The following is an 11,580-nucleotide window of genomic DNA, read 5'->3' as shown; positions in this document are numbered from 1 at the left end:
AGATGTGTATAAGAGACAGATTCTTTTTCTTTTAAAACAGCCAAAATTGAATCGCTGACATCCTGATTGTCGATTATTTTGACAATCATACTAGAGACATCTTCTTCATCTAAGAATTCAACATCATACCTTTGAGTTCTAGGTTGCCTCGTAATTTCTGTATCAGGTCTAGTAGTGACAATTGATGAACAACCATACATATCATGAACAGACATGATCACGTCCAAAGCATTATTTCTCTGCGATGCTGATATCTCATCAAAACCATCCCAGTAAAATATTACTTTCTTTGTTTTTAATAAATTTATAACATCTAAGATCTTACATTCTATCCCATTAGTATTTAAATGCTCTAAAAGGATTTCGGCACATCCATTTTCTGTAAAATCACATTGTCTTAAATTTATAAAGAAAGGTAACCGCTCCGCCCTTACAATCTCTTCTAAGAATAGTTTTCTCATGACAGTGGTTTTTCCCTGCCCCGCCAAACCTACAATCACATTACATTCTGAACTATCTAATTTTGAATTATCTCCTATTATTACAATCCTATTAGTTCCTTTGCTTTTATGATTCATTTTTTTAAGCTTAAGAGGATGATATATCTCATCAAGATAAACATCTCTATCACCTTTAGTTATCGTTCTAAAAACAAATATTTTATAGACGGTTCTTTCTAGATATAAATTAGCTATTTTTGAATTACTAAAAGAGTCTAATATCTTATTTGCCTTCCCCTGCACTAGTTTTATTCCCGATGCAGCTATTTTTTCGCCAATTGTTTCAAAGAAAGTAGTGAAAAAAGGACCTGCTATTAATGTAGATAGATCAATCATATATCACCATTATTCGAGTTGGTATTTAAAGGATTGTATTTCACAGCATCCTCCAAATAATCAGGCGCAAAGTGCGCATAAACCATCGTCTGTAAAATATTCGAATGCCCTAAAATCCGTTGCAACGCCAAGATGTTGCCGCCGTTCATCATAAAGTGGCTTGCAAAGGTATGCCGTAGCACATGCACCGCCTGCCCAGCAGGCAGGCCGAGGGCCACTTCTTTAATGCATGTTCTCAAATACGGATAATTCAGCCCTGCAAATAACGGCCCGGATTTGATTCCGTCGGTGATCTGCTGACAAAATTCAACAGAGATCGGAACTGTTCTGTTCTTGCTGTTCTTCGTATTGAGATATGTCACCTTGTTACCGATCACCTCTTCCCGTCGAAGTTTGACCACCTCCCCCCACCGCGCCCCTGTTGCCAGGCACAGCTTAACCGCCTTCAGGTGATCACCTTCCAGGCGATCGAGCAACTGCAGGATTTCATCATGAGTTAGAAAACCCATTTCCTGATCCGGCAGCTTAATTTTCTTCATCTCTTTGAGCGGGTGCTCACCATAGTAATGGCCCAGGTCGATGAGAACGGAGAATACGCTACCCAACTTTTCCTGGTCGAGATTGATAGTCTTTGCCTTTTTGCCTTCGGCCAGCCGCAGCACGCGATAGTCAGAAAACGAGGCGCGTGAGATCTGGCAAGCCTTGGGGTTACCCATTTTTGCCGCCATCACTTTCAATTTGTGGTTTGTCTTGACGGCATCTTTCAGGTTTTGGCCATGATGTTTAAACCAAAGGTCGATTAATTCAGTTAATGGCCGTTGGTCGGCTGGTTTTTCCACCCAGTCTTTACTGTTCTGCGTCGCAATGACCCAGCGCTCAAACTGCTGCGCTTCGGATTTAGTCTTGAATTTTTTACGGACGCGCTTTCCTTCGCGCCCCTGAGGGCGAACGTCAACCATGTAACCTTCTGCACCAAGTGGCTTAATACTCATCTGCTATGGCCTTACCACTTACAGGATTTGCGCAATGGTTGGATAGCGTTTGATAAACCGTCCAAGGCAAAGGTTGCTTGAACAGGATTTTCCCCATAAGGCGTTATTTTCACGAACATTTTTTTGCTTTTCATAAGGTATTTAATGTAGGCAATGGATTGCCCACTGTAAAACGTCGCCTTGGAATCAGTGGATATCTGCCAAGAGCGATTAATAGCCTGTTGGGAGTCAATGCGGGTAAGGACTTGCGTGCTATCAAGTCCAAGGTATGTACCCCAATCAATAAAGAGTTCAGTTTTTTTCTCCCTGCATATAATAGACAAGGAAGGAGTTATCGCCCTATCAAATCGGCTACTTATCTGGTTTTCTGCCAGTAGGAAGACATGCACATTTTCAGAGTCATCGATTGGAGATTTATCGCTTGTCACCAACCACTGGCCTGCGGATTCAGGTTCGGCACTATCCGTTTTTTCAGCTTTTTCTTCAGCCTTAGCCTTGCCAATCTGATCGAAACACTTAAGTCGCTCAGCGTCAGCTTTAACTTTGTGACACTGCTCCAGTTGCTCAGGGATGCCAACCTCAGCCTGAGAAAAGCTAGCGAATGAACCAAATAAAACTAAAGATATTGCTTTTTTCATTTTGCTTATCACCTAATTAATTATCCTTATCAATCATTTGCATGCAAACCGTTCAATACAGACCTAACCAGAAGTTTCTGTCCGAACAAATCCCACCTTTACCCCAACGTTTCCATATTTTGTAGATAGTTAGCCAACCTTCCGGCCTTCTCGGTGGTCGGATGTGTTGCTTGGCCCATCAGGGGAGAGATCCGGCGATATTTGCCCTATCTCCGGCGCGATACCCCCAGTCATTAGCCACATCGTGTATTTAGTGAATCGGGGGTGCTGTGCAATTTTCATTAAAACCTCACCACCAATGCTGCCTATACGATTCGTTTCATACCGCTTTAGCGTGCCAATGGGGATATCAAGCAAGGCCCCAAACTCATCCCTAGTTAATCCCTCAGACTCTCTTATCGCTCTGATTTTTTCGCCTACTGACATTGACAAGGTGCTCACAAGTACCCCATAATCAATTTAAGGGTACCTACAGGCACCCTAAATAATGTAAAATTGCGTGATCTAAAAGGGTATCACTATGAGCAAAAACCAACAAAAAAAGATGATAGGAGTGAGAGCCAACCAGCTTCCTGCTGATTACCCTTTTGGTGATCTGGTGGAAGAATCTATCTCTGATTATGCCAAGCGTATTGGCAAGAACGCCCAAACCGTGCGCACCCAGGCGGATGTCGGATCGCTGCCAATTCTTCAGGACAGACCTGGCGGTAAGCGTCGCGTAAACCTTTACGCCATCTACCTGCGCGCCAAACGCAGCGCCGAGAAATATGTTGAACGGATGAGCTGAGGGTATCGAAATGCAACACGCAATCGTGAAGGTTAGCGAACACACCTGCGTATACCGGGGTTTCAGTGTCACCAAGTTACCCCGCAAGACGTTACAGCCGGTCACCCGCTACCACGTCCGACAGGGTGATCAGTCTTACGGCAAGTTTGATGCTCAGGCGCTGGCCACTGGCTATATCGATCAGCTGTATATCGAAAAGGAAACCATGGCATGAACATTCTTTTCTATGCAGCAGCAAACGTCGTTATTGCCAAGTTCAATAAGCGCATGGAACACACACAGCCGGAACGTGCAACAGCGGAAATGCTGACAGCAGTAGACTTGTTGGAGCAATTAGCATGTGTTGCCCGTTATGCAGGTGATGAATCAGCGGCCTATATCCAGGTAGCGGCAGGAGACTGGAGGCGCACCGGGAAAACGCCTAGCTCATTTGGGGATCTCTGATGCTTAATTTCTTCAAAACACTCACACCTGACGCTGTTGCGTACCTGGTTGTTCTCACCATCTTCGCCGTGCTGTCAGTGGTGTTTATTGTGAAAGATTGCCGAGGCCGTCGCGAGACAAAGCGCGGTAATGCGCGGCGCGAGTATCTGGCACGCAAAGAGGCCGTTGAGCGCAAAGCTCGCCAGCAACTCTAAAAAGGACAAGAGTATGAACCGCCCATTCTCTGAATTATTTAATATGCTCCTTGAACGTTATCACTTTGCCGCCAACGGCGGTTATGTGAGCGAAGTCACCGCTCGCAGAACCCTGGCTTTTGGCCTGAAAGACGCGGTTAACCTCGCCTACAACTGCGAGGACATTGGTTCAGCAATGGTGTTGCAGAATCATTTAGAGCAATTGAAAGACCAGCAGCTAATTCCAAAGCCTATTTAATAAGTCGTCGCCTTAAATAGATGTATTTTAATTAATGAAAACTTAATTCCATCCCAGACAAAAACAAGGGTAGGAATACCTTCTTAATTAAAATAAAGAGAAATTAACCAGTAACGAAGAATATTTAAACACCGTGATTATTTAATCACCTCCGAGTTGCGGAAATTGCCGCCTGCGCCCTAACCAAGAATGGGCTGAATCAGGCAGCGATTACCGCCGTATGACCATGGCCGGGCATGGCAATAATCCCGGCACCCATCCGGGGCACCATTTTGCAAGTGGTGCCCCGGATGGAGTAGCCAATTAAACCAAGGAGGAGCCTATGAACAACCCGGAAATAAACACCGAACTGGTGCAAATGTTAACTGACGCCCGTCTATCCGCACGGCTTCAGTTGCTGGAAATGTTGGAAGGAAAACTCGATCGCCTGAAGGCAAATAATGCCGACGCCGATCAGATCATCACCACCCTGAAGTCCTGGGCAACCACTCGTCAATCAACCGTCATCAAAGGGCAAAAGATATGATACCGAAACATCAAACCCAGCAGCGAGCTGATAACAGTAGCCCTATTCTGGACTCCACCCAACTGAATGCACAAAAGGTCGTTGATATCCTCAACAGACTTTTGCGCATTGACCGGCAGGCCATTGAAAAGCTGATTAGCAAATCTGTCGATTGCAATATTGAGTTAGTCATCAGCACCGTTGACTTTGAAGACCGCCCCCTTCCTGAAGGGCATAACTGCACAGTCGGTACTCTTGGGATCATCAATGCCTTGGTGTCTCCATGTGTTATTGCAGCCGCATATGATAATTGCGAATTGGCAGAGTTTGTTATCTGGGATCCCACCCCCCATTCATACCTTCAGGGTGGGGGTGAAGAATGATCCGCTCCCCTCTCAAATGGGCAGGCAGTAAGGCCGGGATCATGGCTGAATTGGTCAAGCACTTACCAGTAGCAAAACGGTTAGTAGAGCCGTTTGCCGGTTCCTGCACCGTCATGATGAATACCGACTACCCAGAATATCTGATTGCCGATATCAACCCAGACCTGATCAACATGTACGAGGCGATCAGGAACTGCCCGGCTGCATTCATCAACCACGCGGCACTGTTGTTTGAAAAGGCCAATAGTGCCGATGAATATTACCGCCGTCGCGAGGAGTTTAGGGGTAACGCTCTGAGCCCATGGGAGCGCGCAGTCACATTCCTTTACTTGAACCGCCACGGCTATGGTGGTATATGCCGCTATAACAAAGACGGGCAATACAATGTCCCCTATGGCAAGTACAAAAAGCCGTATTTCCCAAAGGCGGAAATCATGGCCTTTGCTGAAAAATCCGAGCGCGCAACATTTGTCTGTGCGGATTTCAGAACCACGCTTGCGGTGGTAAGGCCGGGCGATCTCATCTACTGCGATCCTCCTTACTTGCCGGTATCCAAAACGGCTGATTTTTCCAGCTATCACACAGGCGGTTTTTCCGCATCCGATCATGCTGATTTAACCGCAGAACTGCTGCGCCTTACAGTGTCGCCCCGTGTTCCTGTCGTTATTTCCAATAGTGACACTACAGCAGCACACACCCTGTATAGCCGCTTCCATATTGAGTCGATCACTGCACCGCGCGCAGTAGGTAACCGCACAGGCGGAAAAGCCACAGCCGACGAGCTGATAGCTAGCCGTGCACCATGCTGCGACGTCGGGATTGGATGGAATCAACCCTTATGAAAAAACACGATCTCAAGATCTCGCCTGAGTATTTCGCGGCGGTGGTCGGTGGGGAGAAGAAGGCAGAAATCCGCATTAATGACCGTGATTACGCAGTTGGCGATCTGCTGTGCCTTGCGGAATACAGCCAGTTTCCCTGGTCCGGTGGTTTGGTGGGTTTTTCTACGGAGTTCATCTGGGTGCGCGTAACCCACATCACAGACCTAAGCGAATGGTTGCCAGGTTACGTGATGTTAAGCATTGAGCGAGGGCCATTCAAATCATGAAAAGCACTATCAAGAACTGGATGTTGCGCCACGCATGGGCGTGCACATTTCTCGTCAGCGGCGCTTTTTGGCTGTTGGCGGCGGGCGTAGTGATAGAAGCCATGAGGGCATCGGCATGAAGCGATGGAATGAAGCGGAAGATAAGGTCTTGAAAGAAAGTGCAAGCACCTTAAGCGCTAAACAAATCAGTTGTCTACTCGGCAGAACGGAAAAATCAGTTGGCGTACGGGCGGCCATCATTGGAGTTAGCATGAGGAAAAGCGGTGATGCCCACCACAGCCGAAAGTATTCAGAAGCCGATATTGATCTCGCCCGCCAGCTGCACGACACAGGAATGAAATTGAACGTGATAGCTGAAAAGCTGGAAATACCAGCAACCTCACTAAAAAATTACTTTTACTAACGCGGCGCCAGAAAATGAGTAAGCCCCACAGAGGCCGTCGCCAGCCATCCCCGCCGCTGCCATATCCGGGTGGCGGCGGCGTTGTCGCGAGTGATCTCCCTTTCACCTGGAATGAGTCACGCCCAGCGGTAAACCCGCGCCTGGATAAAACCCCGTCAACCGAACTGGCCCCGCATTCCCTGGCCGGTTTTCTTGCGTTGTACAAGAAAGACAATAGCCACCAGGCCGAACAGCAAGAAGCGCTAAACGATGCCGCATGGCGCCACTTCTTCAACACCGAAGAACGCGACCCGGAACTGAACGACTTTATTCAGGAAAAACGGCTGAGCCAGATCAAGCTGGCGAAGGAGATGCAGCGCCATAGCCCCGCGCTGGCCGCTCAGGGTGACCTGAATGCGCAGCCTAAATTTATCCGTCAGCCGCTACAGCAAAAGATTGACTACCTGCGCCGGGAGAACGGCGACGATCATGCCAATGCGTTTTTATGTGAGATTGTTAAGAACGAATTGGCACGATTGGACGTGGTACGCAACCGACAACAAACCATCGGTTTTCGTTACATGGCCCACCACGAAGGGCTGGACGCTTTGCTGATCTTGCCGGAACTCTACCAGGACGACGTTAAGGGGCTGGCCGTCAAGATCGCCACCCACATGGACATGCTGTTCGTTGAACAGTATGAGGCGATCGTCACCGACGAAGATTGCACGCCGCTGGACGACCTGTTGCAGCTTTACCTCGTTGTCGCCGATCAGGCCGCCCGCCTTTGCGTACAGCCTCCGCGTTATCATGCATTGCTGCACACCGGCACCCGCCGGGCAGATATCCCCTACGATTTGATCCACGGCGCCTTAGCTCGTATGCGCTGCGCGGATTGGTGGTATCGCCAGTTGTGGCGCCTGCGTTGCGAGTGGCGAGAAGCCCAGCTCCGCGCCGTCAGCCTGGTACACAAATATGCTTCCGTATACATCAGCCACGATGCGCTGGTGCATAAGCGCGAGCAACGCCGCAAGGCGCTGGAGTTCTTCAAAGCCCACGATCTGGTTAACGAAGACGGCGACAGTCTGCCAATGGAAGATGTCATTAACGCCAGCAACAGCAATCCCAAACACCGCCGCAACGAGATGATGGCCGCAGCTAAGGGGCTGGAGAATATCGCCGAACTGCGCGGCGACTGTGCCGTTTTCTATACCATCACTTGCCCTTCGAAGTTCCACGCAAACAAAGTGAACGGTCAGCCTAACCCGAAGTGGAACCACACCACGCCACGCGAGACCAGCGACTATCTGGTCAATCTGTTCGCCGGTATCCGTAAGTCACTGCACCGTCGGGGCTTGCGGTGGTATGGCGTACGCGTGGCCGAGCCGCACCACGACGGCACCGTCCACTGGCATTTGCTTTGTTTCATGCGCAAGCGTGACCGTAAAGCCATCACCAAAATCATGCGGGACTTTGCCATCCGTGAAGACCGCGCCGAATTGGGTCCGGGTTTGGGCAAGAACATCAAGCCCCGTTTTTTCGCCGAACTACTCACCAAGAAGAAAGGCACGCCGACCAGCTACCTGGCGAAATACATCAGTAAAAATATCGACGGTCGCGGACTGAAAGACATCATCAGCAAAGAGACCGGGAAGTCCCTCAAAGACACGGTGGAGAACGTCACCGCCTGGGCATCGCTGCACCGTGTGCAGCAATTCCGCTTCTTTGGCATACCTTCCCGCCAGGCTTACCGCGAGTTGCGTCTGTTGTCTGGCCAGATGTCCCGCAAGGGCGTGACCGGTCGCAAGACCCCGCGCATCAAGGACAAGGCGGTCGACGATGTACTATCCGCTGCCGATGCCGGTTGCTTCGCGACCTACATCCTTAAACAGGGCGGCGTGCTGATCCCTCGCAAGTTCCACGTTGTACGCACCGCGTACACCGAGTCAGACAAACCGAGCGCCTACGGTGACCACGGTGTGCGCATCTATGGCGTATACGCGCCGAGCCTGGGGGATGATTCCCGCATCTGTACCCACACCAGCACCTGGCAGATGGTGCGCAAAACCGACAGCAACACCACTAACACCGCGATCAGCGCCAACGGCAACGACCGCGCGGGGGGTGCCGTTGACCTGCGGGGCGGCCCTTCCGCCCCTTGGACTCGTGGCAATAACTGTCCCATTGAGCAAAATTTACCCAGCAAAGGGGGCGATATTGCCACGTATAATCCAGCGGAACGCATCAACTTTGAGCTGCTAGGTATCAAGCAGCGCCGGGAAATGCTCAAACGGATCCGAGATGATCAACGACAGAAACCGGAAAGACCAACAACAACCAGGAATTCAACGCCAGGCGAGGCCGCTCTGTCACCAAATCAAGACGAACTGATCCGCCTATTGGATGATTACGCCTTCACAATCGGGATCGATATCAGTCGCGCAGCGCTACGCCGCCTTGTGATGGAGCAGATCGTTGATATTGAAGGAACGCGTTACCGCGCTGGTAAAGAAGGTGTGCTGTATACAATGGCACGTTCACCAGTGCAACAAAAAGACGCTTTGATGAAAAGAGTACATGCTTTAGGGAATCCACCTATCACATTGATAAAAAAATAAAGTGCCGCTATAGAATAACTCTACGATAGCTAATTACCTTTTCTTAGCGCTTCTTTGGTCAAATTCCGATTATCAATGAGATATAACATACACATTCTTAAACTAAATGTTGACAAATAAATTAACAAAGCCGATAAAATTAAACTGGTGGACATAATGCTTGTCCCACCATGAAAAAAGGATGAATAGAGCAATCCCATTTATTCATATTGTTTTTTGTCTATGTTTTGTATAAGGAAATTCCTGTGGAAGGTGCATCATACGTACCAATTTTAAAGACTAAGCGCGCGGAATTCTCAGCAATTACGCAACTGACACCAAGCGTTAAGTCAAAAATCATTCCCCTTTTCGAAATCGAGCCAGTCCCGTTAGACCCAGATACCGATGTTCCTAATAAAACTTATGATATCTTGTTAAATGGTTTCGATAGGAAACTAGCAGCGGCATGCGCTAATATTCCATTTATTTATATTGATGGTATTCTTATCGACGAACAATTCATTGATGCTGGTGATACTTACCCAATAACTAATGCAATAACACAGGCTAGAATGGCTGGTTTGCATGTTGTGCCTGTCAGTTCACCGACAAGAACGGTGTCCTACTTACGAGAAATTGACTCACTTGTTCAGGGGGAAGTGTGCCTTCGTTTAACGACGATCGACCTTGCCAACCCCCAATTGGTATCTGCATACATCAGTCGATTGAATATATCACATCAAAATATTGACGTTGTCATTGACTTAAGAGACTCAGTTTCTGAAGAATCATGGCAGTCAGGCCGGAGTAAGATGCTCGCCTTGGGTTTAATTAATAACCTTCAAAATTTGAATAGTTTCAGACGTGTAATATTAGCCGCGGGGTCGTTCCCTGTAGATCTAAGCCAAATATCTATTGGCGTTCATTGCCAACCTCGTTTTGAATGGCATTTATGGCAGAATTTATGTCGCGGAGCAGAGTTAGCCAGAGGAGTAATTTATAGTGATTACGGTGTACAACATCCTGATTATACAAGATTAGCCACCAGATTCCCTAGCGTTTCCGCAAGCGTACGCTATACGGGAAACGATGATTTTTGGGTATTCAGAGGTCAAGTCGCCAATCAATACGGATACGATCAATATGGGGCTCACGCACAGGCTATAGTTGGTCATAGAGAGTATTCAGGCGCAGCATTTAGTGTTGGAGATCAGGATATTAATGATTATGCAGTTACTCATGCCCAATACCTACAAAACCCATTACCAACCCACAAATTTGGTAGTGCTGAGGTTTGGCGAAGAATTGGGCAAAATCATCATATTACAAAGGTTGTTGATCAACTCGCCAGTTTGTACGGGCTTTAAGTCTCGCCCGAACTTCATTACGTAGCTGATCGATGTCCAAGCATTCAGATAGTTTCAGCCATAAAAATCTACGTGGTTTGCTCTTCAAACCACGTTCTTGGCCTTGTTCAGTCAAAATTGATAGCATTTCATCTTTCCAAAGCAACATCGAAAGAGCAACTTTATTGACCGAAGGATTCAGCCGATTTGTACGCTCGTTGTGCAGATGGACAGCATTCCTGGCACCCTCGGTAGCTATTTTAACCCCCCACCATTCAGGAATGATCTTCAAAGCAGCATCTGCATGACATTCAGATACAACGAGAGTCACTTTATCCATTACGGATGAATAGTATTCAACTTGCGTCGGCAAACGTAACAAGTTGTCACTTTTGCTTTTTAGCTCGTACCCATGCATTAATCCATTGATCACAGTGATATCGGCACGACTAGCCCCTAAGTTCATTACAAACTCATCAATTATAAGTGTGTCTGGATCCTTATGGTGTTCTCTAAGGATTTTTGAATGAACAGCCCGTCTTACGTCAATGTCTTTCATACTGTGTGGTCGTTTTTTATCCGTTGCAACATGTCGTTAGAATGGTCGCAAACTTTAAATGCATAAGATGGTTATAGCACGTATTTTTTTTCATTCTTCTGAGATAGTGCTGATTCTGTTCGAAAGTGAAAATTACTACCTCACAATGTGAGTTATGGCACAGCTTTTCCACATACGATATCAGCAAATTGTGTCGATAACTCAACCTTAATAAGCTAATAACTTATTAATCAAGAGGCTTGGCTATGTCCTTTTTTATAAGTATGTTTTCTATCTGTGATAGTAATGCAGAGCTTAAACTTCCATCTGATTTAGGCATAGCTAGAAAAGTGATTTAATTAAATTCATCCCACATGAACCATCAAGTTTTCAGCTATGAAAAACATTGTGAATAGCAGCATAAAAACGCATAGGATTGCACAGTTTTTTTGACCATAATCAGGCCGTTCAGAGCTAGAGCTGGCGCGGCTTCGGGCAGGTTGCACCAGTGCATAAAAATCGACACTTTTCACGTGCGGGCGTGGAGGGGAACAAATCGCGCGCTTTGGGTGCTGTCTCTTATACACATCTC

Annotated in this window: 17 protein-coding genes; 12 read left to right on the top strand and 5 right to left on the bottom strand. The window is 47.4% G+C overall.

From position 1 onward, the window contains the following. From A6U95_RS30395 to A6U95_RS20905, 4 genes are all read right to left on the bottom strand, one after another. Positions 1-836: NACHT domain-containing protein (locus tag A6U95_RS30395; RefSeq protein ID WP_139102418.1), on the bottom strand; the 836-nt coding region annotated here is incomplete at its 3' end. Then, a complete protein-coding gene (locus A6U95_RS20915) occupies positions 833-1,828 on the bottom strand; it encodes a tyrosine-type recombinase/integrase (protein ID WP_065685868.1) in 996 nt (331 codons plus the stop codon). The genes A6U95_RS20915 and A6U95_RS30395, both read right to left, overlap by 4 nt. An 11-nt stretch (positions 1,829-1,839) precedes the next feature. Continuing rightward, the gene (locus tag A6U95_RS20910; protein ID WP_065685867.1) at positions 1,840-2,466 is read right to left on the bottom strand and encodes a type VI secretion system-associated protein TagO; all 627 of its coding nucleotides are present in this window, start codon (positions 2,464-2,466) and stop codon (positions 1,840-1,842) included. Positions 2,467-2,595: 129 nt separating this feature from the next. Next, complete coding sequence (locus A6U95_RS20905; RefSeq protein WP_065685866.1) at positions 2,596-2,892, bottom strand: helix-turn-helix transcriptional regulator; 297 nt, start codon at positions 2,890-2,892, stop codon at positions 2,596-2,598. A 94-nt stretch (positions 2,893-2,986) separates the two neighbouring features. Between A6U95_RS20905 and A6U95_RS20900 the strand changes: the two genes are divergently transcribed. From A6U95_RS20900 to A6U95_RS30030, 12 genes are all read left to right on the top strand, one after another. Next, on the top strand, positions 2,987-3,253 hold the full coding sequence (locus A6U95_RS20900; protein ID WP_065685865.1) for a DNA-binding protein: 267 nt from the start codon (positions 2,987-2,989) through the stop codon (positions 3,251-3,253). Positions 3,254-3,263: 10 nt separating this feature from the next. Then, the gene (locus tag A6U95_RS20895) at positions 3,264-3,467 is read left to right on the top strand and encodes a hypothetical protein (protein ID WP_065685864.1); all 204 of its coding nucleotides are present in this window, start codon (positions 3,264-3,266) and stop codon (positions 3,465-3,467) included. Next, positions 3,464-3,697 (top strand): hypothetical protein, encoded by a 234-nt coding sequence (locus tag A6U95_RS20890; RefSeq protein WP_065685863.1) that lies wholly within the window; start codon positions 3,464-3,466, stop codon positions 3,695-3,697. Before A6U95_RS20895 ends, A6U95_RS20890 begins: the two co-directional genes overlap by 4 nt. Further along, positions 3,697-3,891 carry a hypothetical protein gene (locus A6U95_RS20885; protein ID WP_065685862.1) on the top strand — a complete coding sequence of 65 codons (195 nt, stop codon included), beginning with the start codon at positions 3,697-3,699 and terminating at the stop codon, positions 3,889-3,891. Before A6U95_RS20890 ends, A6U95_RS20885 begins: the two co-directional genes overlap by 1 nt. A gap of 13 nt (positions 3,892-3,904) precedes the next feature. Further along, positions 3,905-4,129: a hypothetical protein gene (locus tag A6U95_RS20880; RefSeq protein WP_065685861.1), complete on the top strand. Its 225-nt coding sequence runs from the start codon at positions 3,905-3,907 to the stop codon at positions 4,127-4,129. Positions 4,130-4,451: 322 nt separating this feature from the next. After that, positions 4,452-4,655 (top strand): hypothetical protein, encoded by a 204-nt coding sequence (locus A6U95_RS20875; RefSeq protein ID WP_065685860.1) that lies wholly within the window; start codon positions 4,452-4,454, stop codon positions 4,653-4,655. Next, positions 4,652-5,017, top strand: a complete 366-nt coding sequence (locus tag A6U95_RS20870; protein ID WP_065685859.1) for a hypothetical protein — start codon at positions 4,652-4,654, stop codon at positions 5,015-5,017. Before A6U95_RS20875 ends, A6U95_RS20870 begins: the two co-directional genes overlap by 4 nt. Beyond that, positions 5,014-5,859, top strand: coding sequence for a Dam family site-specific DNA-(adenine-N6)-methyltransferase (locus A6U95_RS20865; RefSeq protein WP_065685858.1), 846 nt, complete (start codon positions 5,014-5,016; stop codon positions 5,857-5,859). Before A6U95_RS20870 ends, A6U95_RS20865 begins: the two co-directional genes overlap by 4 nt. Next, a complete protein-coding gene (locus tag A6U95_RS20860; protein WP_065685857.1) occupies positions 5,856-6,125 on the top strand; it encodes a DUF3850 domain-containing protein in 270 nt (89 codons plus the stop codon). Before A6U95_RS20865 ends, A6U95_RS20860 begins: the two co-directional genes overlap by 4 nt. After that, positions 6,100-6,528, top strand: a complete 429-nt coding sequence (locus A6U95_RS20855; RefSeq protein WP_158006231.1) for a hypothetical protein — start codon at positions 6,100-6,102, stop codon at positions 6,526-6,528. Before A6U95_RS20860 ends, A6U95_RS20855 begins: the two co-directional genes overlap by 26 nt. Before the next feature lie 14 nt (positions 6,529-6,542). Next, positions 6,543-9,125, top strand: coding sequence for a replication endonuclease (locus A6U95_RS20850; protein WP_083196431.1), 2,583 nt, complete (start codon positions 6,543-6,545; stop codon positions 9,123-9,125). A 245-nt stretch (positions 9,126-9,370) separates the two neighbouring features. Further along, the gene (locus A6U95_RS30030; protein ID WP_074423385.1) at positions 9,371-10,471 is read left to right on the top strand and encodes a beta family protein; all 1,101 of its coding nucleotides are present in this window, start codon (positions 9,371-9,373) and stop codon (positions 10,469-10,471) included. Here A6U95_RS30030 and A6U95_RS20845 read toward each other — a convergent pair. Further along, on the bottom strand, positions 10,428-11,009 hold the full coding sequence (locus A6U95_RS20845; protein WP_065685856.1) for a sce7726 family protein: 582 nt from the start codon (positions 11,007-11,009) through the stop codon (positions 10,428-10,430). The genes A6U95_RS30030 and A6U95_RS20845 overlap by 44 nt on opposite strands. Positions 11,010-11,580 lie beyond the last annotated feature (571 nt).

Origin of the sequence: Serratia sp. 14-2641 (assembly GCF_001692375.1) — a bacterium.
In the GTDB taxonomy this organism is placed as follows: domain Bacteria; phylum Pseudomonadota; class Gammaproteobacteria; order Enterobacterales; family Enterobacteriaceae; genus Chania; species Chania fonticola_C.
The sequence above is the reverse complement of the archived record's forward strand: the minus strand, read 5'-3'. Positions and strand labels throughout refer to the sequence as shown.

What these genes read in the sequence shown, in the direction of transcription:
- A6U95_RS20900 (WP_065685865.1), top strand. Translation starts at nt 2,987, where the DNA reads ATGAGCAAAAACCAACAAAAAAAGATGATAGGAGTGAGAGCCAACCAG.
- A6U95_RS20890 (WP_065685863.1), top strand. Translation starts at nt 3,464, where the DNA reads ATGAACATTCTTTTCTATGCAGCAGCAAACGTCGTTATTGCCAAGTTC.
- A6U95_RS20880 (WP_065685861.1), top strand. Translation starts at nt 3,905, where the DNA reads ATGAACCGCCCATTCTCTGAATTATTTAATATGCTCCTTGAACGTTAT.
- A6U95_RS20875 (WP_065685860.1), top strand. Translation starts at nt 4,452, where the DNA reads ATGAACAACCCGGAAATAAACACCGAACTGGTGCAAATGTTAACTGAC.
- A6U95_RS20915 (WP_065685868.1), bottom strand. Translation starts at nt 1,828, where the DNA reads ATGAGTATTAAGCCACTTGGTGCAGAAGGTTACATGGTTGACGTTCGC.
- A6U95_RS20895 (WP_065685864.1), top strand. Translation starts at nt 3,264, where the DNA reads ATGCAACACGCAATCGTGAAGGTTAGCGAACACACCTGCGTATACCGG.
- A6U95_RS20850 (WP_083196431.1), top strand. Translation starts at nt 6,543, where the DNA reads ATGAGTAAGCCCCACAGAGGCCGTCGCCAGCCATCCCCGCCGCTGCCA.
- A6U95_RS20860 (WP_065685857.1), top strand. Translation starts at nt 5,856, where the DNA reads ATGAAAAAACACGATCTCAAGATCTCGCCTGAGTATTTCGCGGCGGTG.
- A6U95_RS20865 (WP_065685858.1), top strand. Translation starts at nt 5,014, where the DNA reads ATGATCCGCTCCCCTCTCAAATGGGCAGGCAGTAAGGCCGGGATCATG.
- A6U95_RS20845 (WP_065685856.1), bottom strand. Translation starts at nt 11,009, where the DNA reads ATGAAAGACATTGACGTAAGACGGGCTGTTCATTCAAAAATCCTTAGA.
- A6U95_RS20885 (WP_065685862.1), top strand. Translation starts at nt 3,697, where the DNA reads ATGCTTAATTTCTTCAAAACACTCACACCTGACGCTGTTGCGTACCTG.
- A6U95_RS20905 (WP_065685866.1), bottom strand. Translation starts at nt 2,892, where the DNA reads ATGTCAGTAGGCGAAAAAATCAGAGCGATAAGAGAGTCTGAGGGATTA.
- A6U95_RS20910 (WP_065685867.1), bottom strand. Translation starts at nt 2,466, where the DNA reads ATGAAAAAAGCAATATCTTTAGTTTTATTTGGTTCATTCGCTAGCTTT.
- A6U95_RS20870 (WP_065685859.1), top strand. Translation starts at nt 4,652, where the DNA reads ATGATACCGAAACATCAAACCCAGCAGCGAGCTGATAACAGTAGCCCT.